The following is a 25,883-nucleotide window of genomic DNA, read 5'->3' on the forward strand; positions in this document are numbered from 1 at the left end:
CGTGCGTGTCGATCCGGTGTCATTCGCACCGGCAGCACAATAATCAGGAGAACATGCATGGCCAGATCGATGCGTTCCAGGGTAATGGCAGGGGCAGTGGCATGCGCGATGAGCGTCGCGCCGTTCGCGGCGTCGACCGCGCTGACGACGCTCGCGACGACGCACACGGCGATGGCGGCAACCGCGCCCGCCGACGACTATGCGACGACGCGCTATCCAATCATTCTCGTGCACGGGCTGACCGGCACCGACAAGTATGCGGGCGTACTCGACTACTGGTACGGCATCCAGGAAGACCTGCAGCAGCATGGCGCGACCGTCTACGTCGCGAACCTGTCGGGCTTCCAGAGCGACGACGGCCCGAACGGGCGCGGCGAACAACTGCTCGCTTACGTGAAGACGGTGCTCGCGGCGACCGGCGCGACCAAGGTCAATCTCGTCGGGCACAGCCAGGGCGGGCTGACGTCGCGCTATGTCGCGGCCGTCGCACCCGATCTCGTCGCGTCGGTGACGACGATCGGCACGCCGCATCGCGGCTCCGAGTTCGCCGACTTCGTGCAGGGCGTGCTCGCATACGATCCGACCGGGTTGTCTTCGACGGTGATCGCCGCGTTCGTCAATGTATTCGGGATCCTGACGAACAGCAGCCACAACACGAACCAGGATGCCCTCGCTGCACTGAAGACGCTGACGACCGCGCAGGCCGCCGCCTACAACCAGAACTATCCGAGCGCGGGCCTCGGCGCGCCAGGGAGCTGCCAGACCGGTGCACCGACCGAAACCGTCGGCGGCAACACGCATCTGCTGTATTCGTGGGCCGGCACGGCGATCCAGCCGACGCTTTCCGTGCTCGGCGCGACGGGCGCGACGGACACGAGCACGATTCCGGTGATCGATCCGGCGAACGCGCTCGATCTGTCGACGCTTGCGCTGTATGGAACCGGCACGGTGATGATCAACCGCGGCTCGGGCCAGAACGACGGGCTCGTATCGAAGTGCAGCGCGCTGTACGGCAAGGTGCTGAGCACGAGCTACAAGTGGAACCACATCGACGAGATCAACCAGTTGCTCGGCGTGCGTGGCGCGTATGCGGAAGATCCGGTCGCGGTGATCCGCACGCATGCGAACCGGTTGAAAATCGCGGGCGTGTGATCGATGGCGGCACGTGAAGGGCGCGCGCCGCTGGCGCGGCGCGCGGCGATCTATGGTGTCGTGGGGCTGGCGGCGATTGCCGGCGTCGCGATGTGGAGCGCGGCGGGATCGCATCGCGGCACGGGCGCCGCGGGTGACGTGCCGGATGCACCCGCGACGAGCCGCGTGACGGCCGCCGCGCCGCAGCCGGCCGTACCGGCGAGTACAGACCTGCCGACGTCGCTCGCCGGTTCCAGCGCGCCGCGCCTGCCGCTCGATGCAGGCGGCCATCTTGCGAAGTCGCGCGCGGTGCGCGATTTCTTCGACTATTGCCTGACCGCGCAGAGCGACCTGAGCGCGGTGGCGCTCGATGCGTTCGTCGTGCGCGAGATCGCCGCGCAGCTCGACGGCACGGTCGCGCAGGCCGAGGCGCTCGACGTGTGGCACCGGTATCGCGCGTATCTCGATGCGCTCGCCAAATTGAGCGATGCCGGCGCGGTCGACAAGTCCGACCTGGGCGCGTTGCAGCTCGCGCTCGACCAGCGCGCGTCGATCGCCTATCGCACGCTCGGCGACTGGAGCCAGCCGTTCTTCGGCGCGGAGCAGTGGCGGCAGCGCTACGACCTCGCACGATTGAAGATCACTCAGGATCGCTCATTGACCGATGCGCAGAAGGCCGAGCGGCTCGCGGCGCTCGAGCAGCAGATGCCGGCCGACGAACGCGCGGCGCAGCAGCGGGTGGACCAACAACGCGCCGCGATCGACCGGATCGCGCAATTGCAGAAGCGCGGCGCGACGCCTGACGCGATGCGCGCGCAACTGACGCAGACGCTCGGCCCCGAGGCCGCCGCGCGCGTTGCGCAGATGCAGCAGGACGACGCGTCGTGGCAGGGCCGTTACGCGGACTATGCGGCGCAGCGTGCGCAGATCGAATCGGCCGGCCTGTCGCCGCAGGATCGCGACGCACAGATTGCCGCGTTGCGGCAGCGTGTGTTCACGAAGCCCGGCGAAGCCGTGCGCGCGGCGTCGCTCGATCGCGGCGCGGGCAGCGCGCATTGACGAACCGCGCGCCGCCGTGTGCGGCAGGCTTCACGCGGCGCGCGTGATGTGCCGCGGCAGATGTTGCTCGATGGTATCGGCGAGCGTGTCGAACGCGGGGCGAATGCCTTCGTGCGCGACGCATGCATAGCCGAGCAGCAAACCCTGCCGCGCGGTGTCGAGGCTGCTGTAGTAGCTGGTGAGCGGGCGCACGATCACGCCCGCGTCGAATGCGCTCTGCGTGACCGCGCGATCGTCGCACGCGTCGGGCAGGCCGAGCACCAGATGCAGGCCGGCCTCGTCGCCCATCACCGGCAGCGCGTCGCCGAAGCGCGCGCGGATCGCGTCGATCATCAGTTGCCGGCGCTCGCCGTACAGCGTGCGCATTCGTCTGACGTGCGAAGTGAGGTGGCCGTCCATGATGAATTCGGCGAGCACGGCCTGCTGCATCAGCTGGCCTTCCCGATACAGCTCCGACAGCCCGGTGCGGAAGGTGTCGACCAGATGCTCGGGCACGACCATGTAGCCCATCCGCAACCCCGGGAACAGCATCTTGCCGAGACTGCCGACGTAGATCACGCGGCCCCCCTCGTCGAGTCCCTGCAGCGACGCGAGCGGGCGGCTGCCGTAACGGAATTCGCTGTCGTAATCGTCCTCGATGATCCAGCAGCGGTGCTGGCGCGCATATTCGAGCAGCATGCGGCGCCGCGCGAGGCTCATCACCATCCCGAGCGGGTACTGGTGCGACGGCGTGACGAGCACGAGCCGCGGCGGATGCTGCATGTCGCTCGCGCGCGGGTCGAGCCCTTCCTGGTCGACCGGCACCGGCGCGAGCGTGAGGCCGGCCGCCTGCAGCACGCTGCGCACGCCCCAGTAGCACGGTTCCTCGACCCACGCGCGATCGCCGATGTCGGACAGCAGCCGCACCGCGAGATCGATCGACTGATGAATACCGGTCGTGATGATCACCTGGTCCGGCGAGCATTTGACCGAGCGTGCGACGCGCAGGTAGTCGGCGAGCGCGCGCCGCAGCGGCCGGTAGCCGCCGCCCGGCGCATAGGTCAGCAGCTCCGGATTGGCTTCCTTCCACAGTCGCGCCTGCAGCCGGCTCCACGTGCGGCTCGGGAATTCCGACACGTCCGGCACGCCCGGCATGAACGCCCCCCACTGGCGCCGCGACACGCCCGCATGCTCGACCAGTTGCCGCCCGCGCATCGACAGGCTGCGCTGCGCGTCGGGCGGCGGCGGTTCGCCAGTGGCCGACGCCGGCGGCGCGGCGCCCGGCACGCGGATCGCGGCGGCGTCCGGCCGCGTGTCGGCCACGTAGGTGCCGCTGCCGGTCGTCGTCAGCACGTAGCCTTCGGCCGTCAGCTGGTCGTATACGTGCAGCACCGTATTGCGCGCGATCGACAGGTCGCCCGCGAGCGTGCGCGAACTCGGCAGCTTTGTGCCGGGCCCCAATTCGCCGGTCAGGATGGCCTGCTGCATCAGTTGCAGCAGTTGCCGGTACATCGGTTCGGGCGAACTGCGGTCCAGACGGGCGGACAGCCAGTCGGCGAGGATCACGGTATCCAAAGTGGTCCTACTAGGAATATTGAAATGGTTCCCTAGTATAGAACCGTGCGGGCCGTATAGTGGGTCCATCTCAAAAACGTTTTGTTGCGCAGCAAGGGGACAGCCACGATGAAGTCCGATGATGTGATCGTCAGCTTTCGCGGCGTGCGGAAGACCTACGACGGCGAGACGCTGGTCGTCAAATCGCTCGACCTCGACATCCACCGGGGGGAATTCCTGACGCTGCTCGGGCCGTCCGGCTCGGGCAAGACGACCTGCCTGATGATGCTGGCCGGCTTCGAATTCCCGACCGGCGGCGAGATCCGCCTCGACGGCGAGCTGCTGAACAGCGTGCCGCCGCACAAGCGCAACATCGGCATGGTGTTCCAGAACTACGCGCTGTTTCCGCATCTGACGGTCGAGCAGAACGTCGCGTATCCGCTGACGGTGCGCAAGCTGCCGGTCGGCGAGCGCGCGGAGCGCGTCGCGCATGCGCTGAAGATGGTGCAGATGGAACGCTTCGCGAAACGCTATCCGGCGCAACTGTCGGGCGGCCAGCAGCAGCGCATCGCGCTGGCCCGCGCGCTCGTGTTCGAGCCGAAGCTGGTGCTGATGGACGAGCCGCTCGGCGCGCTCGACAAGCAGCTGCGCGAACACATGCAGTACGAACTGAAGGCGCTGCATGAAAAGCTCGGCGTGACCTTCGTGTACGTGACGCACGACCAGGGCGAGGCGCTGACGATGTCCGATCGCGTCGCCGTGTTCGACAAGGGCATCGTGCAGCAGCTCGACACCGTCGACCGCCTGTACGAATCGCCGTGCAACGAATTCGTCGCGAACTTCATCGGCGACAGCAACCGGCTGCGCGGCACCATCGCGCGCGTCGACGGCGAATTCTGCGAATTCCGGCTCGACGACGGCACGAAGCTCGTCGGCCGCCATATCGGCGAAGCCGCCGAGGGCGCGCCGGCCGTCGCGTGCATCCGCCCCGAGCGCATGAGCCTCGCCGCACATGGCTCGAACGGCGCAAACGGCGCGAATGGCGCCGCCGCCAATTGCGTGAGCGGCGAGGCGCGCAGCCTCATCTATTTCGGCGATCACGTGCGCATGCGCTGCGCACTGCCCGGCCAGGACGAATGTTTCGTGAAGGTGCCGCTCGGCACCGGCGCGCTCGACGCGTTCTCGCCCGGCGCACCGGTCTCGCTTGCATTCTCGCCCGAACACCTGCGCGTGTTCGCGTGAGCATGGTTTACCCGGTTTTCCGCAGCACGTCGTCAACAACAATGCCCACTTCCACCACGAGAGGAGAGGAACCATCATGAAACGAGCAAGCTTTACCGCGCGCCGTACGGCGCTCGCGCTGGCACTGGTCGCGTTTGGCGCATCGGCCAGCGCTGCCGAACTCACGGTCGTCAACTTCGGCGGCGCGAACGGCGACGCGCAGAAGGCCGCGTTCAACCAGCCGTTCGAGAAGGCGACCGGTAACAAGGTCACGGCCGTCGAGTACAACGGCGAGCAGGCGAAGGTGAAGGCGATGGTCGAGGCGAAGCACGTCAACTGGGACGTGGTCGAAGTCGAATCGGGCGACCTGAACCGCGGCTGCGACGAAGGGCTGTACGAGAAGCTCGACTGGTCGAAGATCGCGAAGAAATCCGACCTGATTCCGGAAGCGCCGCAGGTATGCGGCGTCGGGTTCTTCGTGTGGTCGACCGCGCTGTCGTACAACGCGGACAAGCTGAAGTCTGCGCCGACCGGCTGGGCCGATTTCTGGAACGTGAAGAAATTCCCCGGCAAGCGCGGGATGCGCAAGGGCGCGCGGTACAACCTCGAATTCGCGCTGATGGCCGACGGCGTCGCGACGAAGGACGTCTACAAGGTGCTCGGCACGAAGGCCGGCCAGGATCGCGCGTTCAAGAAGCTCGACGAGCTGAAGCCGTACATCCAGTGGTGGGAAGCGGGCGCGCAGCCGCCGCAGTTCCTCGTCGCCGGCGACGTCGTGATGTCGACCGCGTACAACGGCCGCATCGACGCCGCGCAGAAGGAAGGCAAGAACCTGAAGGTCGTGTGGAACGGCAGCATCTACGACCTCGACTACTGGGCGATTCCGAAGGGCTCGCCGAACAAGGCGCTGGCCGAGCAGTACATCGCGTATTCGCTGACGCCGAAGCCGCAGCAGGCGTATGCGCAGCACATCGCGTACGGCCCGACGAACGTCGCCGCGATCAAGGCGCTCGATGCGAAGACGCTCGCGAACCTGCCGAACTCGCCGGCCAACGGCAAGAATGCGGTACTGGAGGACATCGGCTTCTGGACCGACCACAGCGACGAGCTCGAACAGCGCTTCGCCGCGTGGGCAACGAAGTAAGCGATCAGGCGTCCTCACGGGTGTCGTGATGCAACCGGCCGCGCGACGCGTCGATCGCGTCGCGCGGCATTCCGCCGGAACGTGCCCGGCCGGAGAGAACTCTTGAATACGATGACGATCGCGCCTTCCTCGCCGTCGACCGCCGCGCTCAAGCGCGAGCTGAAGGCCGCCGAGTCCCGCAAGCGCACGATGGCGCTGCTGCTGATCGCGCCGCTCGCGATTTTCCTGCTGCTGATTTTCGTCGTGCCGATCGGCACGCTGCTCACGCGCGCGGTGCAGAACCCGGAGATCGCGACCGCGTTGCCGAACACGGTCGCCGCGCTGTCGGGCTGGGATCGCAAGACGCCGCCGGCGGATGCGGCCTATGTCGCGCTCGCGGCCGACATGACGAAGGTGGCCGACAGCGAAGCGATGGGTGCGCTCGCACGGCGCCTGAACACCGAGATTCCCGGCTATCGCTCGCTCGTCGCGAAGACGGCGCGCGCGATGCCGCTGAAGGGCGACAATGACGCGGCGCTGACGCCCGCGCAGACGCGCGCGAAATTCATCGATCTCGATGCGCGCTGGGGCGACGTCGCGTACTGGCAGTCGATTGCGAAGAACGGCAGCCAGGTGTCGCCGTTCTATCTGCTCGCCGCGCTCGACCACAAGCAGGACGGCTTCGGCCACATCGTGCAGGCCGACCCCGACCAGTCGATCTACGTCGCGATCTTCGGCCGCACGTTCGTGATCGGCGTGGCCGTCACGGTGTTCGCGCTGCTGCTCGGCTATCCGCTCGCGTACTGGATCTCGACGCTGTCGGAACGGCGCGCGAACCTCGTGATGATCCTCGTGCTGATTCCGTTCTGGACGTCGGTACTCGTGCGCGTCGCCGCATGGATCGTGCTGCTGCAGAGCGAAGGGCTGATCAACACGGCGCTGCTCGGCAGCGGGCTGATCTCGCATCCGCTGACGCTGCTGTTCAATCGCGTCGGCGTGTATATCTCGATGACGCACATCCTGCTGCCGTTCATGATCCTGCCGCTCTACAGCGTGATGAAGTCGATTCCGCCGACCTACCAGCGCGCGGCCGTGTCGCTCGGCAGCCATCCGTTCGCCGCGTTCTGGCGCGTGTACGTGCCGCAGACCTATCCGGGCGTCGGCGCGGGCGCGCTGCTCGTGTTCATCCTCGCGATCGGCTACTACATCACGCCCGCGCTGCTCGGCGGGCCGAACGACCAGATGGTCAGCTACTACGTCGCGTACTTCACGAACGTGACGATCAACTGGGGCATGGCGTGTGCGCTCGGCGGGCTGCTGCTCGCGGCGACGCTCGTGCTGTATGCGGTGTACGGGCGCTTCACGCGCACCAACGTGAGCCTCGGCTGAGCGCCGGGCACAGGGAAACGGGAAGGGGATGCCGACCATGAAACTCGCCAGGCCGCTGTTCGCGCCGCACATGTCGTTCGTCGAGCGCGCGTGGTACGTCGCGCTGCGCGTGCTCGTCGTGCTGACGCTGCTGTACCTGATCCTGCCGGTGCTCGCGATCGTGCCGCTGTCGTTCTCGTCGAGCACGTTCCTCGTCTATCCGATCCCGGGTTTCTCGACGCGCTGGTACGAGAACCTGCTCGCATCGGACGAATGGCGGATGGCCGCGAAAAACAGCTTCATCGTCGCGCCGTCGGCGACCGTCGTCGCGACGGTGCTCGGCACGCTCGCGGCCATCGGCCTGACGAAAGCCGACTTCCGCGGCAAGGGGCTGCTGATGGCCGTGCTGCTGTCGCCGATGATCGTGCCGGTCGTCGTGGTCGGCGTCGGCATGTACCTGTTCTTCGCGCCGCTCGGGCTCGCGAATACCTACACGGGGCTGATCGCCGCGCATGCGGCGCTCGGCGTGCCGTTCGTCGTGACGACGGTGGCCGCGACGCTGCAGGGCTTCAACCATAACCTCGTGCGCGCGAGCCTGTCGCTCGGCGCGAACCCGGTTACGACGTTCTTCCGCGTGACGCTGCCGGTGATCGCGCCGGGCGTGATGTCGGGCGCACTGTTCGCGTTCGCGACGTCGTTCGACGAAGTGGTCGTCACGCTGTTTCTCGCGGGCGCCGACCAGACGACGCTGCCGCGCCAGATGTTCACGGGCATCCGCGAGAACATCAGTCCGACGATCGCTGCGCTCGCCACGATCCTGATCATCTTCTCGACGAGCCTGCTGCTCGCGCTTGAATGGCTGCGCGGCCGCAATGCGCGGCGTGCGGTGTCGTGACCTGGTCGACCTGACGTGATGGCGCGACGGCGTCGCCGGCAGCCGCGGCCGGGCCGGCCCCCGGCGCCGCACGACGACGCTGCGCGCGAGCCCGACGGGCCGCCCGGCAGCCGCCGGATCGTCGATCGTTGTGCACTCAACGATGCCGCGCGCCAGGCACGGCATCCCGCAAGCTTTCGTTTCGCTGACTGACGAAGCGGTCGCCTGCACGTTCGATGCGGCTCTGCAACAATACGGATCGCGGCAACGCGCGCGCCGGTCTTGCCGTCCGGTACGCCCGCCGCCGCGCCGCTCAATCCGCGACGCCGTGCGTCGCTCGTCAGCCGAGCCCATCTTGTCCGAAATCGCTTCCCCCACCGGCGCGCACGAGCCGGCCGTCAACTGGCGTGCGATGTCCGCCGTGCTGCTGGCCGTCGCGCTCGCGACGCTCGACACCGCGATCGCGAACACCGCGCTGCCCGCCATCGCGACCGACCTGCATGCGTCGCCGGCCGCGTCCGTGTGGATCATCAACGCGTACCAGCTCGCGATGGTCGCGACGCTGCTGCCGTTCGCGTCGCTCGGCGACATCGTCGGCCACAAGCGCGTGTATGTCGCCGGGCTGGCGGTGTTCACGCTGGCGTCGCTCGGCTGTTCGCTCGCGTCGACACTGCCGATGCTGACGGCCGCGCGCATCGTGCAGGGCTTTGGCGCGAGCGCGATCATGAGCGTCAACGTCGCGCTGATCCGCGGTCTGTTTCCCGCACACCGGCTCGGGCGCGGCGTCGGCTTCAACGCGCTCGTCGTCGGCGTGTCGTTCGCGGTGGGGCCGACGATCGCGTCGCTGATCCTGTCGGTGGCCGCGTGGCCGTGGCTGTTCGCGGTGAACGTGCCGCTCGGCGCGTTCGCGCTCGCGGTGGCGATTCCGTCGCTGCCGCAGACGGCGCGCGGCAAGCATGTATTCGATCCGGTAGCCGCGCTGTTCAACGTGATCACGTTCGCGTCGCTGATTTTCGCGCTCGGCGAATTCGCGCAGCGCGGGCCGCTCTCCGTCGTGTTCGCCGCGGCCGCGGTGGCATTCGCATTCGGCTGGCTGCTGATCCGCCGCCAGGCCGGGCATCCGGCGCCGATGCTGCCGGTCGACCTGTTCCGCCGGCCCGTGTTCACGCTGTCCGCGCTGACCGCCGTCTGCGCGTTCGCCGCGCAGGGGCTCGCGTTCGTGTCGCTGCCGTTCTATTTCGAAACCGTCCTGCATCGCAGTGCGGTCGAGACGGGATTCCTGATGACGCCGTGGTCGGCGATCGTCGCGCTCGCCGCGCCGATCGCGGGGCGGCTGTCGGACCGTTATCCGCCCGGGCTGCTCGGCGCGATCGGCCTCGCGTTGCTGAGTGCGGGGATGGTGTCGCTTGCCGCGCTGCCGGTGTCGCCGGGCGTCGTCGACATCGGCTGGAGAATGATGCTGTGCGGAGCGGGCTTCGGCTTCTTCCAGTCGCCGAACCTGAAAGCGCTGATGTCGAGCGCGCCGCCCGAGCGCAGCGGCGGCGCGAGCGGGATCATCGCGACCGCGCGGCTGATCGGGCAGGCGACGGGTGCGGCGCTGGTTGCGCTGTCGTTCGGGATCGCGGGCCGCCACGGGCCGACGCTTGCGTTGATGCTCGGTGCGGGTTTCGCGGGTGCGGCGAGCGTCGCGAGCGGGCTGCGGCTGTTCGCGCCGTCGCATCGGGCCGGCGCGCCGGTCGTGTCGGAACGCGTGGAGGAGCCGGCGACGGAGTAGCGCGGGGCAGTTACAACCGGCGCGCGGCAAGCCATCGCCGCGCGCCGGTCTTCATGCATCGCTCAGAACCCGCCCGACTTGATCAACTGGTTGAGGTTCGCGATGTTCAGGCTGCCGAAGCCGGTCGTCAGATCCCAGCCGGTGGCCGCCGTATAGCCATACCCCTGATAGCCGTTGTTGCCCGACACGACGTCATAGCGCACGAGCGACGGATGCGACGGAATGTCCGCATAGAAGTTGCCGGCCGGGAAGCCGAGGCCCGTGCCGTTCGCCGCGAGCAGACGCGCCCAGAAGCCCGTGAAAATCGGCGCGGCGAGGCTCGTGCCGCCGATCTGCTGCAACTGGCCGTAGTTGTAGATGTACGCGCCCGTGCTTTGCGCGGCGTCGAACGCGACGTCCGGCAACCGACGATTGCTGCCCGACTGCCACGACGGCGCGGGCAGAATCGTGCTGACGCCGCCGCCCGTCGCCCACAGCTTGCCGTTCGAATCGAGCCCTTCGTTCCACACCGTCTCGTTCGAGAACGCACCCGCCGACGTCGTGTAGAGCGTCGTGCCGCCGATCGCGAGCACGTGCGGCGACGAAGCTGGCCACGACACCGTGTAGTTCGAGCCGTCCGGATAGCCGCGGTTGTTGCACTCGTACACGCCTTCGTCGCCCGACGATACCGAGAACGTCTGGCCCTGCGCGGCGGCCGTCGTGAAGATCTGCTCCTCGGCGTCGAGCGTGCCGTCCGCGTCCGCATCGGTTTCGCACCAGCCGAGCGACACGTTGATCACCTTCGCGGTGTTGTCCGACACCGCGCGGTTGAACGCCTGCGTGAGGCCCGTGTTGCCGGCGGCGTTCAGGTCCGCCATGTAGAACACCAGCTTGCCGACCTGGCCGCCGGCCGAGCCGACGATCGACTGGCTGTCGAGATCCCATTCGCCCTGGCCGTCCTGGTCGTCGGAGTAGCTGCCGCCCGTGCCATTGGTCTTGACGGTCTGCGTGGAGACCGTGCCGTAGCCATTGCTCGACGTGAACTGCTTCAGGTCCTGCAGCGTCTGCGACACGCCGCCGATCGTGACGATGCCGACGGTCACGCCGGCCGCGGTCGGCACGCCGGTCGCGTTGTAGAGGCCCGGGAATTCCTTCGGATAGTGGCCCGTCGCCGTGCCGGCCGCGAGCGCCTGCGGCTTCGCCACGTTGCCGATGCGCAGCATCGGCCGTGCACGCGCGACACTTTGCAGCCCGAGCACCGAGCCGACCACGTCGCCGAGCGCGCGCGGCACTTGCGCGGTCGACGTGTTGGCGAACCCCGAGCGGCCCGCGTACTCGAAGTGCACGAGCGACGTGTTGAACGCGGCCTTCACCGTGCCGGCCGTGCCGCTGGCGGAGATCAGCAGCCGGTTCGGCGCGACCTCGACATTCGTGAAGCCGCTCTTGTGCAGATAGTCGACGACCGACTTCACCTGCGCATCGGTCGGCGCGTAGTTCGCGAGGAACTGCTCGTGCGTCAGGTACTGGCGGTAATGCGCGCTGCCGGGCCGGTTCACGTCGCGCGCCAGTTGCTTGAGCTGAGCGGCGTTGCGCAGCTTCAGGCTGACGACGACGTTGGTCGTTTCACCGGCCGCCAGTTCGAGCGACGGCGCCGCACTGCGCGCCATCAACTGCGGGCCGGTCAGAAAGGCCTTCGTATGGGTATCGACCCAATCCGTCGCTGCGTGCGCCGCGGCGGCGGCAAACACGAGCGGTGCCACGCACGCCAGGCGGCGGGGCGACGGAAGGGGAAGGGCAAACCAGGCGTTCCTTTTCATCGGGAGTCCTTTTTTAGGAGAGGCGACGTTACTGGAACCCCCGGCCCTTGTGGGGCCGCGAGCGGTGACGAGCGTAGGGCGTCGATGCCGTTCGGGTAGCTGCCATTTTCCATAGCTGTCAGTTCTGACAACGGGGGGCATCACTGCACGCGTGGCGTCGTGCGCGACGGTAATGGCGGAGCCGGTGAGCGGAACCGGTTCGCGGCACGGCGGCGCGACAATGCGCGTCGCTCGCACGCACGAGTCGTTCGTTGCAGCATCGGAATGTGAGCGGGCGTGGAAGGAAGCGCCGCGTGGATGCACGGCGTTTGCGTGTCAATGGCGGCGCGCCGTATCGCACTATGTGGTCATTGGAAGCGACTCGTCAGGAACCGCTTCGCGCGGGCACAACAACGGGGCAGGCGGACCCCGAACGTTTCCCGAACTGTGGAACAGCGCATCGGCCAGTCTTGCAGGCCGCTTTCGGATCGCGCGTCGCCATCGTGGATTAGAGGAAATGCTCGAATCGGGCGTGGACGAGAGCCGGTGTGACGAACCCGCCGGTCGCGCGGGATCGAGCCATGTCATTCATGAAATCCCGCCTTGACGCGCGCCGATCAGCGGATATCCTTCAATACATAACCCGTTGGTTATGGATTTTGGACGACATGCAAAAAGCTCAGGACACGCTTTTCAGGACACTCGCCGATCCCACGCGCCGCGCGCTTTTCGAGCGGCTCTGCGCGGAGGGCGAGCTGACGGTTGCCGCGCTGACCGCCCATGCGGGCGTGTCGCAGCCGGCCGTGTCGAAGCATCTCGGCGTACTGAAGCAGGCCGGGCTCGTGAACGACCGTCACGAAGGCCGGCAGACGCATTACAGCGCGCAGCCGCAAGCGCTGGCCCCGTTGATCGACTGGACGAGCCAGATGGCAGGCTTCTGGCAGCGCCGGTTCGATGCCCTCGAAGATCTGCTCAAAAGGATGGATCAGTAATGAACCAAGCCACTACCGAAACGCGCTCCGTCGTCGTTGACCGGGAACTGCCCCATTCGCCGGAGAAGATCTGGCGCGCGCTCACGCAACCGCACCTGATCGAGGCGTGGCTGATGAAGAGCGACTTCGAGCCCGTCGCGGGCCGTGCGTTCAGTTTCCGGGCGGACTGGGGCTCGGTCGACTGCACGGTCCTCGCGATCGAGCCGCACCGTACGCTGTCCTATACGTGGGCGGCGCACGGCCTCGAAAGCGTCGTCACGTGGACGCTCACGCCGACGCCGGCCGGCACGCACCTGCGTATGGAACAGGTCGGCTTCCGCCCCGACCAGGAGCAGGCGTACCGCGGCGCGCAGTATGGTTGGGTACGGTTCTTCGAATCGCTCGAACAGGTGTTGTCGCGTCCTGACACGCAAACGGAGGCCCGCGCATGAGTGCAACGGAGCTGCAACCGTCCGAGCGCATCGACGCACTGATCGCCGGCATCACCGACTGGCGCGGCAAGACGTTCGCCGAGCTTCGCCAGACGATCCTCGCGACGGACGAAGGCATCGTCGAGGAATGGAAGTGGATGGGCAGCCCCGTGTGGTCGTGCGACGGGATGATCGCGGTCGCGAACGCGCACAAGGGCAAGGTGAAGCTCACGTTCATGCACGGGGCGAAACTGTCCGATCCCGACCAGCTGTTCAACGACGGTCTCGAAGGCAATGCGCGGCGCGCGATCGATTTCTTCGAAGGCGACAAGATCGACAAGCGGGCGTTGAAGCACCTCGTGCGCGCGGCGATCGAATACAACCGCACGCATCTGAAGAAGAACGCGCGATCTGGTTCTTCCGCAGGCGCGAAGGCACGAAGTAGCAAGGCGGCGTGACGCGCGAGCCGCATACCGGCGGGTGACGTTCGGCGAAAGCGGGGCGCCGCCGTGCGATCGTCGCTACGACGCCCGCCGGCGCACAGGCGAAAAAAAGCCCGACACGAAGTCGGGCATCCAAATCGGCCGCAACCGCCCGCGAGGCGGCTGCGGCACCTGCAACGGCCGCGCGCTTACGCTGCGAGCAGCGAGCGCAGCACGAACGGCAGGATCCCGCCGTGCTTGTAGTAATCGACTTCGATCGGCGTATCGATGCGCAGCAGCACCGGCACACGCTGCGTTTCGCCGTTCTTGCGGTGAATCACGAGCGTGACGTCCTGCTGCGGCTTGAAGTCGTCGCCGAGGCCTTCGATGTCGTACGTCTCTTCGCCGGTGATGCCGAGCGACTGCACGCTGTCCGCGCCCTTGAACTGCAGCGGCAGCACGCCCATGCCGACCAGGTTCGAGCGGTGGATCCGCTCGAAGCTGCGTGCGATCACGGCCTTCACGCCGAGCAGTTGCGTGCCCTTCGCGGCCCAGTCGCGCGACGAGCCCGTGCCGTACTCTTCGCCCGCGAACACGACGGTCGGCGTGCCGGCGGCGACGTACTGCATCGCCGCATCGTAGATCGACTGCTGTTCGCCGCTCGGCTGGTGGATCGTCAGGCCGCCTTCGACGCGCGTGCCGTCCGCCTTCGCCGGGATCATCAGGTTCTTGATCCGGACGTTCGCGAACGTGCCGCGCATCATCACGTCGTGGTTGCCGCGGCGCGAGCCGTAGCTGTTGAAGTCGGCCTTCTGCACGCCGTTTTCCTTCAGCCACTTGCCTGCCGGCGAGTCTTCCTTGATCGAGCCTGCCGGGCTGATGTGGTCGGTCGTGACCGAATCGCCGAAGATGCCCAGCGCGCGCGCGCCCTTGACGGTCGGGATCGACGCAGCCGGCTCCATCGAGAAGTCGTTGCCGAAGAACGGCGGCTCGGCGATGTAGGTCGACTTCGGCCAGTCGTAGACCTCGCCCGTCTCACCCTCGATCTTGCTCCAGAGGTCGCCCTTCTTGGTCAGCTTCGAGTAGTTGTCCTCGAACTTCTTCGGATCGAGCGCGAACTTGAGCAGCGCGTGGATTTCATCGCTCGTCGGCCAGATGTCGCCGAGGTAGATGTCGCGGCCGCCCTTGCCCTTGCCGACCGGCTCGGTCATCAGGTCGCGCGTGATGTTGCCGGCGATCGCGTACGCGACGACGAGCGGCGGCGACGCGAGGAAGTTCGCGCGGATGTTCGGGTGGATACGCGCTTCGAAGTTACGGTTGCCCGACAGCACGGCCGCCGCGACGATGTCGTTCTTCGTGATCGCTTCGTTCAGTTCCGGCGTCAGGTCGCCCGCGTTGCCGATACAGGTCGTGCAGCCGTACGCCGCGACTTCGAAGCCGAGCTTCGACAGGTAGGGCAGCAGGCCCGTCTTCGTCAGGTACTCGGTGACGATGCGCGATCCCGGCGCGAGCGAGGTCTTGATCTTCGGGTCGACCGTGAGGCCGGCCTCGACCGCCTTCTTCGCGAGCAGGCCGGCGGCCAGCAGCACGCTCGGGTTCGACGTGTTCGTGCACGACGTGATCGCGGCGATCAGGATGTCGCCGTTCTTCACGTCGACGCCGTTGCTCGTCGTGTACTGCGTGCCCAGGTCGTCCGCCTTCTTCGCGAAACCGTTTTCCGCGACCGGCTTCGAGAACAGGTCGGTGAACGTCGACTTGACGTGGCCGATCTCGATGCGGTCCTGCGGGCGCTTCGGGCCGGCCAGCGACGGCGCGACCGTCGTCAGATCCAGCGTCACGACCTTCGTGTAGTCGATGTCGCCGGCGTTCGGGATGCCGAACAGGTTCTGCGCCTTGAAGTAGTTTTCGAACGCGGCGATTTCGGCCTTCGTGCGGCCCGTGCCTTCGAAGTAGTCGATCGTCTTTTCGTCGACCGGGAAGAAGCCCATCGTCGCGCCGTATTCCGGCGCCATGTTGCCGATCGTCGCGCGGTCCGGCAGCGACAGCGAGCGCGTGCCTTCGCCGAAGAACTCGACGAACTTGCCGACGACCTTCTCCTTGCGCAGCATTTCGGTGATCGTCAGCACCAGGTCGGTGGCCGTCACGCCCTCGCGCAGCTTGCCCTTCAGCTCGACGCCGACGACGTCCGGCGTCAGGAAGTACACCGGCTGGCCGAGCATGCCGGCTTCCGCCTCGATGCCGCCCACGCCCCAGCCGACCACGCCGATGCCGTTGATCATCGTCGTGTGGCTGTCCGTGCCGACGAGGGTGTCCGGATAGTACACGGTGTCGGCGCCGTCGGACTTCTTGTGGACGCCGCGCGCCAGATACTCGAGGTTCACCTGGTGGACGATGCCCACGCCCGGCGGCACGACCTTGAACGTGTCGAACGCCTGCATGCCCCACTTCATGAACTGGTAGCGCTCGTTGTTGCGCTGGAATTCCAGCTTCATGTTCAGGTCGAGCGCGTCCTTCTGGCGGAAGTAGTCGATCTGGACCGAGTGGTCGACGACGAGATCGACCGGGACCAGCGGTTCGATCTTCTTCGGGTTCTTGCCCGTGCGCTCGGCGACGCCGCGCATGGCCGCGATGTCGGCGAGCAGCGGCACGCCCGTGAAATCCTGCAGCACGACGCGCGACACGACGAACGGAATCTCGTCGACGCGCTTCGCGGTCGGCTTCCAGTTCGCGAGCTGCTCGATGTGCTCTTCGGTGATTTTCTTGCCGTCGTAGTTGCGCAGCACGGACTCGAGCACGATGCGGATCGACACCGGCAGGCGTTCGATCTTCGTCTTCAGTTCCTTGCCGAGCTGCGGCAGCGAGTAGAACTTGCCTTTGCCGGAACCGCTGTCGAATTCCTTGAGGGTCTTGTGGAGATTGTGGGCCATGGTGATTTTCCTGGGTTTAAGGCTAGGAAACAAAGAGTCCTGTAGATGACCAGGGGGCTGTTTGCGGATGAAACGGACATGCGTTGCCCCGAGAAAGGCCGCTCGCAAGGAGCGTGACGCAGCGAGCGGCCTTTCTCGGGGCAACCCCAAATTTAAAATTTATTCCACGGGAATGCCCCAAATCGGCCGCATGACGGCGTCGTTCGTCGCTTGTTTGGCACGGCCAAACGGCGCTCCTCACTTCTTGTCCTGCGACCGATTTGGGGCATTCGCATGTCCGTTTCATCCGCAAACAGCCCCCTATATCACATACAAGTCGACGTACTCATCGACCGGCATCGCTTCGAGCTTTGCCTGGTCCAGCGACACGTCGAGAATCGCTTGTTGCTGCTTGGCCGGGAAACGGCGGGCAAGGTTGGTCCGGAACTTCTCGACCAGGAGCGGGACGCCTTCGGCACGGCGCCGCCGATGGCCGAGCGGATACTCGACCGCCACTTCGGCAAGCTTCGATCCGTCCGTGAACTCGACCGTCAGCGCATTCGCGATCGATCGCTTGTCCGGATCGTGGTAATCCTGCGTGAACTGCGGATCCTCGACGCACACGGTTTTCGCGCGCAGCGCGTCGATGCGCGGGTCCGCCGCGGCCGCGTCTTCGTAGTCGGCCGCGGTCAGCCGGCCGAACAGCAGCGGCACGGCGACCATGTACTGGATGCAGTGGTCGCGGTCGGCCGGATTGGCGAGCGGGCCCTGCTTGTCGATGATGCGGAGCGCGGCCGCGTGCGTGCGGATCGTGATCCGGCCGATGTCGTCGGCCGTGCGGCCCGCCGCGGCGAGCTGCGCATGCAGCTGCAGCGCGGCCTCGGCGGCCGTCTGCGCATGGAATTCGGCGGGGAACGCGATCTTGAACAGCACGTTTTCCATCACGTACGTGCCGTACGGGCGCTGGAAGCGGAACGGCTTGCCGTCGAACAGCACGTCGTAGAAGCCCCACGTCCTGGCGGTGAGCGCCGACGGATAGCCCATTTCACCCGTTTTCGCGATCAGCGCGAGGCGCACCGCGCGGGACGTCGCGTCGCCGGCCGCCCAGGATTTGCGCGAACCGGTGTTCGGCGCATGGCGGTAGGTCCGCAGCGCGTGGCCGTCAATGAATGCGTTGGACACCGCGTTGATCAGCTCGTCGCGCGTGAGCCCGAGCAGGCGCCCGACGACGGCCGTCGACGCGACCTTCACGAGCAGCACATGGTCGAGCCCGACCGCGTTGAATGAATTCTCGAGGGCGAGGCAGCCCTGGATCTCGTGGGCCTGGATCATCGCGACCAGCACGTCGCGCATCGCGAGCGGCTGGCGGCCGGCCGCGCGGGCCGTGCGGGAGAGCCAGTCGGCCGTCGCCAGGATCCCGCCGAGGTTGTCGGACGGATGACCCCATTCGGCGGCGAGCCAGGTGTCGTTGAAGTCCAGCCAGCGGATCATCGCGCCGATGCCGAACGCGGCCTGGACGGGATCGAGCTGGAAGGACGTGCCGGGCACCTTCGCGCCGTTCGGCACGATCGTGCCGGGCACGACGGGGCCGAGCAGCTTGGTGCAGGCAGGGTAGGACAGCGCCTCGAGTCCGCATCCGAGCGTGTCGATCAGGCAATGACGCGCCGTCTCCAGCGCGAGCGCGCTGTCGAGGCCGGTGTTCAGCACGTAGTCGACGATGTCGACGAGTACCGAATCCGGCGCGGGGCGGACGTTGGAGACCGGGGCGGACATCGAGGGGCCGGAGGGAACGCGCTTAGTTCGTTGCCGGCTTCAGCTCGTTCGACTGCGTCGGTGCTGCCGTGCCTTGCGCCATTTCCGGCGTCACGCATTCGTCCGCGAGGCGCTCGCCGCCGTTGGCGTCGGAGAACAGCATCGCCTTGGTCGGGATCACGACCAGCTTGAAGCCTGCGGCCGGATCGTAGAACGTGTCGGCGCCCGTCGTCGTGGCTTGACGCGGCAGCTTGTAGTTCTTCTTCGCCCAGTGAACCGTGACGACCTGGTCGCGCTTCATGTCGCCGGCGAGGTCGAACGACAGACCTTCCTTACAGGACCACTTGACCGCGCCGTCCGGTACCGGATCGACCTTGGCGGCCGCGCGTGCCTGCGCCTTCTTGCTGCGCGGGATGATGCGCTTGGCCGGCGCCGGGCGCTTGGCCGTGGCCTTCTTCGCGGTCGTGGTGGCCGTACCCTGGGCAAACGCGCTCGGAGCCGACACCAGCATCGTGGCGGACAAGGCGCCGATGGCGGTAGCGATCAGGAGTTTCTTCATGGAGTCAGAACCTTTCGATAATCAGTTGACAAGGGCCGGCAATCGAAACTGCCGGCCGGTTTGAAACTGCACGCGCCCCGAAAGCGCGCAGCGGCCGCTATTTTCACCTATTTGGCCGCGCGTATATCAGGTTTTCGGGCTCCGTTACGTTTTTTGTCGTTTCGCAAACGTCTGTCCGGTTGGCGAAACGTCGAATGCATGAAACGCGTGTATCGACGGGCGGCGCGCGCTCACGGCGCGACGCCCGCGGCGGCCGGGCCGAACAGCGGCGCAGCCTCGTCCGGTACGGGCTGGCCGGTGGCCCGCGCACGGCGCAGCACCGACCAGTAATACCGATAACTCGCGCGATCGTGCAGCGTATCGCCGTGGCGCGTCGGGCCCCAGTCGGCGGCCTGCGCGGCCAGCAGGATCTCGGCGGCCAGCGTGACTTCGTCGGCGCGCGGCGCGAACGCGTCGACGATCGGGCGGATCTGCGCCGGGTGGATGCTCCACATTCGCGTGAACGCGAATTCGTCGCGCGCGCGGCGGGCGTCGCCGGCGACGACGCTCATGTCGCGCACTTCTGTGGTCACGTTGTGCGACGGCGTCTTGCCGTGCGCGTGACAGGCGGCGGCGATTTCCAGCTTCGCGCGGCGCACGAGCGGGTGATCGAACTGGCCGGGCGAGCGCATCGCGGAATCGGGAATCGCGCCGTGGTGCGCGGAGACGAAATCCATCAGCCCGAAGCTCAGCGTGCCGACCGTCGGCAGCGCGGCGAGGGCGGCCGCCTGCGCGAGCGCGCCGTGCGTCTCGATCAGCACGTCGGCCGGGATCGGCTGCGCGATGCCGAACTCGCGGCGCGTGCCTTCGATGAACGCGGTCATTTCGGCCGCGTCGGCGGCGCTCGCGATCTTCGGCAGCGTGATGTAGGCGGGTGCGCGCGACGCACGCAGCACGATGCGCACGTCGTCGCGCCAGTGCGGGTGGGAAAAGTCGTGGATGCGGACGCCGACGCGGCCGAAGCGGTTCTCGGCGCTGCCGAGCAAGTCGGCGACGAGCGCCGCGTGCGCGGCTTCCTGGCCGACGGCCGCGCCGTCCTCGCAGTCGAGCGTGAGGTCGAACACGGGACCCAGCTCGGCCTGCAGCGCGAGCGACTTGCGCATCAGCTTCTCGCTGCCCGCGTAGTGATCGCAGCAGGGCAGGATCGCGGGCGGGGACGCCCCGTCGTACAGCACTTGTGCAGGAGTGAGCGCGGCCATGTCTTCTACGTGAGGGAAGCGGGTCAACGTGGCGGAAATCGGATTCGGGCAGGCTCTGGGCCGGTGCGCGGCGCGGCGCGGGCGGCAAAACGTGCGCGAATCGGATCGGCGGGCCGGGCCGGCGGCGTGCCGGCCCGTGCCGAAGCCGGGCGCCGCGAAGGCTGCCCGGCACGATGCGTGATGCTTAGTTCTTCAGCAGGTGGGCGACGCCATCGCGCTCTTCGAGCAGCTCGGCCAGCGTGCCGTCCATCTTCTCGCGCGAGAACGCGTCGATTTCCAGGCCTTCGACGCGCTTGTATTCGCCGTTTTCGCAGGTGACCGGCACGCCGTAGATGATGTCTTCGGGGATGCCGTACGAGCCGTCCGACGGGATGCCCATCGTGACCCACTTGCCGTTCGTGCCGAGCACCCAGTCACGCACGTGGTCGATCGCCGCGTTGGCTGCCGACGCCGCCGACGACAGGCCGCGCGCTTCGATGATCGCCGCGCCGCGCTTGCCGACGGTCGGGATGAACGTGTCGCGGTTCCACACGTCGTCGTTGATCAGCTTCAGCAGCGATTCGCCTTCGGCGGTCGCGAAGCGGAAGTCCGGGTACATCGTCGGCGAGTGGTTGCCCCACACGGCGAGCTTCTCGATCGACGCGACCGGCTTGCCCGACTTGGCGGCGAGCTGCGACAGCGCGCGGTTGTGGTCGAGGCGCAGCATGGCCGTGAAGTTCTTCTTCGGCAGATCCGGCGCCGACTTCATCGCGATGTACGCGTTCGTGTTCGCCGGGTTGCCGACGACCAGCACCTTCACGTCGCGGCTCGCGACTTCGTTCAGCGCGGCGCCCTGAACCGTGAAGATTTCGGCGTTCGCCGACAGCAGGTCCTTGCGCTCCATGCCCTTCGAGCGCGGACGCGCACCGACCAGCAGCGCGACGTCTGCATCCTTGAATGCGACCTTCGGATCGTCGGTGATCACGACGCCTGCGAGCAGCGGGAACGCGCAATCGTCGAGTTCCATCACGACGCCCTTGACGGCGCCTTGGGCTTGCGGGAGGTCGAGCAGTTGCAGGATGACCGGCTGGTCCTTGCCGAGCAGGTCGCCGTTCGCGATGCGGAACAGCAGGGAGTAAGCGATTTGACCTGCGGCGCCGGTGACGGCAACGCGCTTTGCGGGCTTAGCCATTGAAAATCTCCAGGACGGGTGAAGCGTTGGACGCGAGCGAAAACGCCATTCTATGCGCGTTGTGCGTAGCGTTGCATTGAAGCAGGGCGGAGGACTCGCGATGGCAGACGCAGTGAACCTGGAGACGGCCGTGGCACGTAGCCGGGGACGCGCTGTTGCACCCGCGAACCCTTGCTCGACCGGGAGTGTAGGAGCCGTCACGCGCAAAGTCAAACGGTATCATATGTCTTATATAAGACAGATGTTTTGCGGAAATTGAGTGGACGAAAAAGTGCGGTTTGTGATGAAATGCGCGCCATGACATCGAACCAGGCGAACACCGCGAATCAAACCGGCGCAGGCGGCCCAGGGCAGCCGGGCGCGGGCGATCCCGCAGCCTCGCCCGCGGCGTCCGCGTCGCCGACGTTCAGCCCGTTATACCAGCAGATCAAGTCATTGATCACGCAAAGTCTCGAATCCGGCGAATGGAAGCCGGGCGAGATCATTCCCAGCGAAGTGGAGCTCGCGGCCCGCTACAAGGTCAGCCAGGGCACCGTGCGCAAGGCGATCGACGAGCTGGCCGCCGAAAACCTCGTGGTCCGGCGGCAGGGCAAGGGCACTTTTGTTGCAACGCACAACGAAGATCGCGCGCAATTCCGCTTTCTGCGTCTGCTGGCCGACGACGGCGCCGAGCACCCGCACGTGAGCCGCCTGCTCGAATGCCGGCGCCTGCGCGCGCCGGCCGAGATCGCGCGGCAGCTCGACCTGAAGCCCGCCGATCCGGTCGTGCAGGTGCGCCGCCTGCTGGAATTCGACAGCGAAGTGACGGTGCTCGACGAGATCTGGCTGCCGGGCGCGATGTTCCGCGGGCTGACGTTCGAGCGGCTGAGCGAGTACAAGGGGCCGCTCTACGCGATGTTCGAGACGGAGTTCGGGACGCGGATGATCCGCGCGACGGAGAAGATCCGTGCGGTCGCGGCGGATCCGGCGGTGGCCGACCTGCTGCACGTGCCGGCGGGCTTCCCGCTGCTGTCGGTCGAGCGCGTGTCCTATACGTATGGGGACCGGCCGGTGGAAGTGCGTCGCGGCTGGTATGTCACAACCGGGTACTACTATCAGAATGACTTGAGCTGACGACGTTCGGTTCAGCCGCGTGCATTCGCGTTTCCCACGCTCGCGAAGCACGTTTCGGGCCGCCTTTGTTCGTGTTCGCGCAATGATCCAGAGCAGACTTTCGCTGCAGCGCGATATAAAAAGGCGCTAAAATCGCGGATTAGTGTGACAACATAGTAGGGGTCTAGCATGACTGACGCAGTAAGAAAGCCGAGGCCGGAATACCGGAACATCGGAATCGGCGACATCACGTTGAAATATCGCATGCCCCTGGCGGCGATATTGTCGATTCTCCATCGTATCAGCGGCGCGCTGCTGTTCCTGTTCCTGCCGTTCCTGCTGTTCCTCTTCGACCAGAGCCTCACGTCCGAGCTCAGCTTCGAAGTCTTCAAGGCTTTCCTCTCCAACATCGTCGTCAAGCTGATCGTCCTCGCGTTGTCGTGGGCCTTCTTCCACCATTTCTGCGCCGGCATTCGCCACCTGCTGATGGACGTCAACCACGACGCCGTCACGAAGGAAGGCGGCAAGCGGACGGCCGTCGTCGTCTTTGTCGTCTCGATCGCGCTGACGATCGCCATGGCACTCAAACTGTTCGGAGCATTCTAAGAAAATGGCAGCCAACAACCGAATCGGCTCGAAGCGCCTCGTCGTCGGCGCTCACTACGGCCTGCGCGACTGGCTCGCGCAGCGCGTCACCGCCACGATCATGGCGGTCTACACGGTCATTCTGCTCGTCCTGTTCTTCGGCGCGCACGATTTTTCGTACGAAGGCTGGGCATCGATCTTCGCCGCGCAATGGATGAAGCTCGCGACCTTCGTGATGCTGCTTTCCCTCTTCTACCACGCATGGGTCGGCGTGCGCGACATCTGGATGGACTACGTGAAGCCCGTCGGTGTGCGCCTGCTGCTGCAATCGCTGACCATCGTCTGGCTGCTCGCATGTGCGGGCTACGCCGCGCAGATTCTCTGGAGAGTGTAAAGAATGGCTGCAATCAAAACTTCCCTCCCGCGCCGCAAGTTCGACGTCGTGATCGTCGGCGCAGGCGGCTCCGGCTTGCGCGCAGCGCTGCAACTGTCGCGCGCGGGCCTGTCGGTCGGCGTGCTGTCGAAGGTGTTCCCGACGCGTTCGCACACGGTGGCCGCGCAAGGCGGTATCGGCGCGTCGCTCGGCAACATGAGCGAAGACAACTGGCACTTCCACTTCTACGACACGATCAAGGGCTCCGACTGGCTCGGCGACCAGGACGCGATCGAGTTCATGTGCCGTGAAGCGCCGAACGTCGTGTACGAACTCGAACACTTCGGCATGCCGTTCGACCGCAACGCGGACGGCACGATCTACCAGCGCCCGTTCGGCGGCCACACCGCGAACTACGGCGAGAAGCCGGTCCAGCGCGCTTGCGCGGCCGCCGACCGTACCGGTCACGCGCTGCTGCACACGCTGTACCAGCAGAACGTCGAGGCGAAGACGCAGTTCTTCGTCGAATGGATGGCGCTCGACCTGATCCGCGACGCGGACGGCGACGTGCTCGGCGTGACGGCCCTCGAGATGGAGACGGGCGACGTCTACATCATGGAAGGCAAGACGACGCTGTTCGCGACGGGCGGCGCAGGCCGGATCTTCGCGGCGTCGACGAACGCGTTCATCAACACCGGCGACGGCCTCGGCATGGCGGCCCGCTCGGGCGTCGCGCTGCAGGACATGGAGTTCTGGCAGTTCCACCCGACCGGCGTGGCCGGCGCGGGCGTGCTGATCACCGAAGGCGTGCGCGGCGAAGGCGGTATCCTGCGCAACGCGAACGGCGAGCGCTTCATGGAGCGCTACGCGCCGACGCTGAAGGATCTGGCGCCGCGCGATTTCGTGTCGCGTTCGATGGACCAGGAAATCAAGGAAGGTCGCGGCGTCGGTCCGAACAAGGATCACGTGCTGCTCGACCTGTCGCACATCGGCGCCGAGACGATCATGAAGCGTCTGCCGTCGATCCGCGAAATCGCGCTGAAGTTCGCGAACGTCGACGCGATCAAGGAACCGATCCCGGTCGTCCCGACGATCCACTACCAGATGGGCGGTATCCCGACCAACATCCACGGTCAGGTCGTCGGCACGTCGCGCGATCACAAGGAACCGATTAACGGCTTCTACGCAGTGGGCGAATGCTCATGCGTGTCGGTGCACGGTGCGAACCGTCTCGGCACGAACTCGCTGCTGGACCTCGTGGTGTTCGGCCGTGCGGCCGGCAACCACATCGTTCAGCACGTGAAGAACCAGAAGGAACACAAGCCGCTGCCGGCCGATGCGGGCGAGTTCTCGCTGGCGCGCCTGAACAAGCTCGACACGTCGAGCTCGGGCGAGTACACGCAGGACGTTGCGAACGACATCCGCGCAACGATGCAGAAGCACGCAGGCGTGTTCCGCACGTCGGCGCTGCTGAAGGAAGGCGTCGACCAGATGGCCGGCCTGAAGGCGCGCGTGGAAAACATCCACCTGAAGGACAAGTCGAAGGTGTTCAACACCGCGCGCGTCGAAGCGCTCGAGCTGGAGAACCTGATCGAAGTGGCCCGCGCGACGATGGTGTCGGCGGAAGCGCGCAAGGAAAGCCGCGGCGCACACGCGCACAGCGACTACGAACACCGCGACGACGACAACTGGCTGCGTCACACGCTGTGGTACAGCGAAGGCGATCGCCTCGACTACAAGCCGGTTCAAATGAAGCCGCTGACGGTCGAATCCGTGCCGCCGAAGCCGCGCACGTTCTAAGCCGAGTCAAAGGAATCCGAAATGGCAAAACGCATTTTTGAAGTCTACCGCTACGATCCGGACAAGGACGCAGCGCCGCGCATGCAGACGTACGAGCTCGATATCCAGCATGAGCGCATGCTGCTCGACGCGCTGGTCAAGCTGAAGGCCCTGGACGAGACGCTGTCGTTCCGCCGTTCGTGCCGCGAAGGCGTGTGCGGTTCGGACGCGATGAACATCAACGGCAAGAACGGTCTCGCGTGCCTGACGAACCTGAACGACCTGCCGCAGAAGGTCGTGCTGCGTCCGCTGCCGGGCCTGCCCGTCGTGCGCGACCTGATCGTCGACATGACGCACTTCTTCAACCAGTACCACTCGATCAAGCCGTACCTGATCAACGACGCGCCGCCGCCGGAGAAGGAACGCCTCCAGTCGCCGGAAGAGCGCGACGAGCTCGACGGCGTGTACGAGTGCATTCTGTGCGCGAGCTGCTCGACGTCGTGCCCGAGCTTCTGGTGGAACCCGGACAAGTTCGTCGGCCCGGCCGGCCTGCTGCAGGCTTACCGCTTCATCGCGGACAGCCGCGACACCGCCACCGGCGAGCGCCTCGACAATCTGGAAGACCCGTACCGTCTGTTCCGTTGCCACACGATCATGAACTGCGTCGACGTTTGCCCGAAGGGCCTGAACCCGACGAAGGCGATCGGCAAGATCAAGGAACTGATGGTTCGCCGCGCGGTATAAAT

General features: G+C 66.4%; 22 protein-coding genes. 15 read left to right on the top strand and 7 right to left on the bottom strand.

Going from position 1 to position 25,883, the window contains the following annotated elements:
• Positions 1-57 precede the first annotated feature (57 nt).
• Together GJG85_RS28955 and GJG85_RS28960 are read left to right on the top strand one after the other, a co-directional pair.
• The gene (locus tag GJG85_RS28955; RefSeq protein WP_050011305.1) at positions 58-1,152 is read left to right on the top strand and encodes a triacylglycerol lipase; all 1,095 of its coding nucleotides are present in this window, start codon (positions 58-60) and stop codon (positions 1,150-1,152) included.
• Between the two features lie 3 nt (positions 1,153-1,155).
• Positions 1,156-2,190: a lipase secretion chaperone gene (locus GJG85_RS28960; RefSeq protein WP_089489153.1), complete on the top strand. Its 1,035-nt coding sequence runs from the start codon at positions 1,156-1,158 to the stop codon at positions 2,188-2,190.
• Between the two features lie 30 nt (positions 2,191-2,220).
• Here GJG85_RS28960 and GJG85_RS28965 read toward each other — a convergent pair whose 3' ends face one another.
• A complete protein-coding gene (locus GJG85_RS28965; RefSeq protein ID WP_089489154.1) occupies positions 2,221-3,744 on the bottom strand; it encodes a PLP-dependent aminotransferase family protein in 1,524 nt (507 codons plus the stop codon).
• Positions 3,745-3,852: 108 nt separating this feature from the next.
• Between GJG85_RS28965 and GJG85_RS28970 the strand changes: the two genes are divergently transcribed.
• From GJG85_RS28970 to GJG85_RS28990, 5 genes are all read left to right on the top strand, one after another.
• Positions 3,853-4,965 carry an ABC transporter ATP-binding protein gene (locus GJG85_RS28970; RefSeq protein WP_050011302.1) on the top strand — a complete coding sequence of 371 codons (1,113 nt, stop codon included), beginning with the start codon at positions 3,853-3,855 and terminating at the stop codon, positions 4,963-4,965.
• A gap of 76 nt (positions 4,966-5,041) precedes the next feature.
• Positions 5,042-6,088 carry an ABC transporter substrate-binding protein gene (locus tag GJG85_RS28975; RefSeq protein ID WP_050011301.1) on the top strand — a complete coding sequence of 349 codons (1,047 nt, stop codon included), beginning with the start codon at positions 5,042-5,044 and terminating at the stop codon, positions 6,086-6,088.
• Positions 6,089-6,199: 111 nt separating this feature from the next.
• Entirely contained in the window at positions 6,200-7,456 is a 1,257-nt protein-coding gene (locus tag GJG85_RS28980; protein WP_050011300.1) for an ABC transporter permease, read from the top strand.
• 37 nt (positions 7,457-7,493) lie between these two features.
• A complete protein-coding gene (locus GJG85_RS28985; RefSeq protein ID WP_050011405.1) occupies positions 7,494-8,330 on the top strand; it encodes an ABC transporter permease in 837 nt (278 codons plus the stop codon).
• Between the two features lie 334 nt (positions 8,331-8,664).
• Positions 8,665-10,083: an MFS transporter gene (locus GJG85_RS28990; RefSeq protein WP_124630533.1), complete on the top strand. Its 1,419-nt coding sequence runs from the start codon at positions 8,665-8,667 to the stop codon at positions 10,081-10,083.
• Between the two features lie 62 nt (positions 10,084-10,145).
• Here GJG85_RS28990 and GJG85_RS28995 read toward each other — a convergent pair whose 3' ends face one another.
• The gene (locus tag GJG85_RS28995) at positions 10,146-11,879 is read right to left on the bottom strand and encodes a S53 family peptidase (RefSeq protein ID WP_050011299.1); all 1,734 of its coding nucleotides are present in this window, start codon (positions 11,877-11,879) and stop codon (positions 10,146-10,148) included.
• Positions 11,880-12,526: 647 nt separating this feature from the next.
• Between GJG85_RS28995 and GJG85_RS29000 the strand changes: the two genes are divergently transcribed.
• From GJG85_RS29000 to GJG85_RS29010, 3 genes are read left to right on the top strand one after another with little or no spacing between them, the layout of a single operon-like run.
• Entirely contained in the window at positions 12,527-12,850 is a 324-nt protein-coding gene (locus GJG85_RS29000) for a metalloregulator ArsR/SmtB family transcription factor (protein ID WP_050011403.1), read from the top strand.
• The gene (locus tag GJG85_RS29005) at positions 12,850-13,281 is read left to right on the top strand and encodes an SRPBCC domain-containing protein (protein WP_089489156.1); all 432 of its coding nucleotides are present in this window, start codon (positions 12,850-12,852) and stop codon (positions 13,279-13,281) included. The genes GJG85_RS29000 and GJG85_RS29005 overlap by 1 nt, the downstream gene beginning before the upstream one ends.
• Positions 13,278-13,718 (top strand): DUF1801 domain-containing protein, encoded by a 441-nt coding sequence (locus GJG85_RS29010; protein ID WP_089489157.1) that lies wholly within the window; start codon positions 13,278-13,280, stop codon positions 13,716-13,718. Before GJG85_RS29005 ends, GJG85_RS29010 begins: the two co-directional genes overlap by 4 nt.
• Before the next feature lie 173 nt (positions 13,719-13,891).
• Here the strand turns inward: GJG85_RS29010 and acnA are convergent, their stop codons facing one another.
• The 5 genes from acnA to GJG85_RS29035 all read right to left on the bottom strand — a co-directional run bounded on the left by acnA (position 13,892) and on the right by GJG85_RS29035 (position 21,308).
• Positions 13,892-16,609 carry an aconitate hydratase AcnA gene (gene acnA / locus GJG85_RS29015; protein WP_050011296.1) on the bottom strand — a complete coding sequence of 906 codons (2,718 nt, stop codon included), beginning with the start codon at positions 16,607-16,609 and terminating at the stop codon, positions 13,892-13,894.
• A 300-nt stretch (positions 16,610-16,909) separates the two neighbouring features.
• On the bottom strand, positions 16,910-18,361 hold the full coding sequence (locus tag GJG85_RS29020; RefSeq protein WP_124630531.1) for a bifunctional 2-methylcitrate dehydratase/aconitate hydratase: 1,452 nt from the start codon (positions 18,359-18,361) through the stop codon (positions 16,910-16,912).
• 22 nt (positions 18,362-18,383) lie between these two features.
• The gene (locus tag GJG85_RS29025) at positions 18,384-18,899 is read right to left on the bottom strand and encodes a hypothetical protein (RefSeq protein ID WP_050011294.1); all 516 of its coding nucleotides are present in this window, start codon (positions 18,897-18,899) and stop codon (positions 18,384-18,386) included.
• 230 nt (positions 18,900-19,129) lie between these two features.
• Entirely contained in the window at positions 19,130-20,137 is a 1,008-nt protein-coding gene (locus tag GJG85_RS29030) for an aldolase/citrate lyase family protein (RefSeq protein ID WP_204384142.1), read from the bottom strand.
• Between the two features lie 184 nt (positions 20,138-20,321).
• Positions 20,322-21,308, bottom strand: a complete 987-nt coding sequence (locus GJG85_RS29035) for a malate dehydrogenase (protein ID WP_006479357.1) — start codon at positions 21,306-21,308, stop codon at positions 20,322-20,324.
• Between the two features lie 288 nt (positions 21,309-21,596).
• Between GJG85_RS29035 and GJG85_RS29040 the strand changes: the two genes are divergently transcribed.
• From GJG85_RS29040 to GJG85_RS29060, 5 genes are all read left to right on the top strand, one after another.
• Positions 21,597-22,421, top strand: coding sequence for a GntR family transcriptional regulator (locus GJG85_RS29040; RefSeq protein WP_006479356.1), 825 nt, complete (start codon positions 21,597-21,599; stop codon positions 22,419-22,421).
• Between the two features lie 168 nt (positions 22,422-22,589).
• Positions 22,590-23,006: a succinate dehydrogenase, cytochrome b556 subunit gene (gene sdhC, locus GJG85_RS29045; RefSeq protein WP_023474464.1), complete on the top strand. Its 417-nt coding sequence runs from the start codon at positions 22,590-22,592 to the stop codon at positions 23,004-23,006.
• A gap of 4 nt (positions 23,007-23,010) precedes the next feature.
• A complete protein-coding gene (gene sdhD / locus GJG85_RS29050) occupies positions 23,011-23,379 on the top strand; it encodes a succinate dehydrogenase, hydrophobic membrane anchor protein (protein ID WP_006487767.1) in 369 nt (122 codons plus the stop codon).
• Between the two features lie 3 nt (positions 23,380-23,382).
• Positions 23,383-25,158 carry a succinate dehydrogenase flavoprotein subunit gene (sdhA, locus tag GJG85_RS29055; protein ID WP_050011292.1) on the top strand — a complete coding sequence of 592 codons (1,776 nt, stop codon included), beginning with the start codon at positions 23,383-23,385 and terminating at the stop codon, positions 25,156-25,158.
• A 21-nt stretch (positions 25,159-25,179) separates the two neighbouring features.
• Positions 25,180-25,881, top strand: a complete 702-nt coding sequence (locus GJG85_RS29060) for a succinate dehydrogenase iron-sulfur subunit (protein WP_050011291.1) — start codon at positions 25,180-25,182, stop codon at positions 25,879-25,881.
• Positions 25,882-25,883: the final 2 nt, after the last annotated feature.

It is taken from the genome of Burkholderia sp. MS389, assembly GCF_016899425.1.
Classification (GTDB): domain Bacteria; phylum Pseudomonadota; class Gammaproteobacteria; order Burkholderiales; family Burkholderiaceae; genus Burkholderia; species Burkholderia sola.

Excerpts from the sequence above, each read along its gene's own strand:
- GJG85_RS29020 (WP_124630531.1), bottom strand. The coding sequence starts at position 18,361 with ATGTCCGCCCCGGTCTCCAACGTCCGCCCCGCGCCGGATTCGGTACTC.
- sdhA (WP_050011292.1), top strand. The coding sequence starts at position 23,383 with ATGGCTGCAATCAAAACTTCCCTCCCGCGCCGCAAGTTCGACGTCGTG.
- GJG85_RS28980 (WP_050011300.1), top strand. The coding sequence starts at position 6,200 with ATGACGATCGCGCCTTCCTCGCCGTCGACCGCCGCGCTCAAGCGCGAG.
- GJG85_RS29060 (WP_050011291.1), top strand. The coding sequence starts at position 25,180 with ATGGCAAAACGCATTTTTGAAGTCTACCGCTACGATCCGGACAAGGAC.
- GJG85_RS28955 (WP_050011305.1), top strand. The coding sequence starts at position 58 with ATGGCCAGATCGATGCGTTCCAGGGTAATGGCAGGGGCAGTGGCATGC.
- GJG85_RS28975 (WP_050011301.1), top strand. The coding sequence starts at position 5,042 with ATGAAACGAGCAAGCTTTACCGCGCGCCGTACGGCGCTCGCGCTGGCA.
- GJG85_RS29005 (WP_089489156.1), top strand. The coding sequence starts at position 12,850 with ATGAACCAAGCCACTACCGAAACGCGCTCCGTCGTCGTTGACCGGGAA.
- GJG85_RS29010 (WP_089489157.1), top strand. The coding sequence starts at position 13,278 with ATGAGTGCAACGGAGCTGCAACCGTCCGAGCGCATCGACGCACTGATC.
- sdhD (WP_006487767.1), top strand. The coding sequence starts at position 23,011 with ATGGCAGCCAACAACCGAATCGGCTCGAAGCGCCTCGTCGTCGGCGCT.
- acnA (WP_050011296.1), bottom strand. The coding sequence starts at position 16,609 with ATGGCCCACAATCTCCACAAGACCCTCAAGGAATTCGACAGCGGTTCC.
- GJG85_RS28995 (WP_050011299.1), bottom strand. The coding sequence starts at position 11,879 with ATGAAAAGGAACGCCTGGTTTGCCCTTCCCCTTCCGTCGCCCCGCCGC.
- GJG85_RS28970 (WP_050011302.1), top strand. The coding sequence starts at position 3,853 with ATGAAGTCCGATGATGTGATCGTCAGCTTTCGCGGCGTGCGGAAGACC.
- GJG85_RS28985 (WP_050011405.1), top strand. The coding sequence starts at position 7,494 with ATGAAACTCGCCAGGCCGCTGTTCGCGCCGCACATGTCGTTCGTCGAG.
- GJG85_RS29035 (WP_006479357.1), bottom strand. The coding sequence starts at position 21,308 with ATGGCTAAGCCCGCAAAGCGCGTTGCCGTCACCGGCGCCGCAGGTCAA.
- GJG85_RS28960 (WP_089489153.1), top strand. The coding sequence starts at position 1,156 with ATGGCGGCACGTGAAGGGCGCGCGCCGCTGGCGCGGCGCGCGGCGATC.
- GJG85_RS29030 (WP_204384142.1), bottom strand. The coding sequence starts at position 20,137 with ATGGCCGCGCTCACTCCTGCACAAGTGCTGTACGACGGGGCGTCCCCG.
- GJG85_RS29000 (WP_050011403.1), top strand. The coding sequence starts at position 12,527 with ATGCAAAAAGCTCAGGACACGCTTTTCAGGACACTCGCCGATCCCACG.
- GJG85_RS29025 (WP_050011294.1), bottom strand. The coding sequence starts at position 18,899 with ATGAAGAAACTCCTGATCGCTACCGCCATCGGCGCCTTGTCCGCCACG.
- GJG85_RS29040 (WP_006479356.1), top strand. The coding sequence starts at position 21,597 with ATGCGCGCCATGACATCGAACCAGGCGAACACCGCGAATCAAACCGGC.
- sdhC (WP_023474464.1), top strand. The coding sequence starts at position 22,590 with ATGACTGACGCAGTAAGAAAGCCGAGGCCGGAATACCGGAACATCGGA.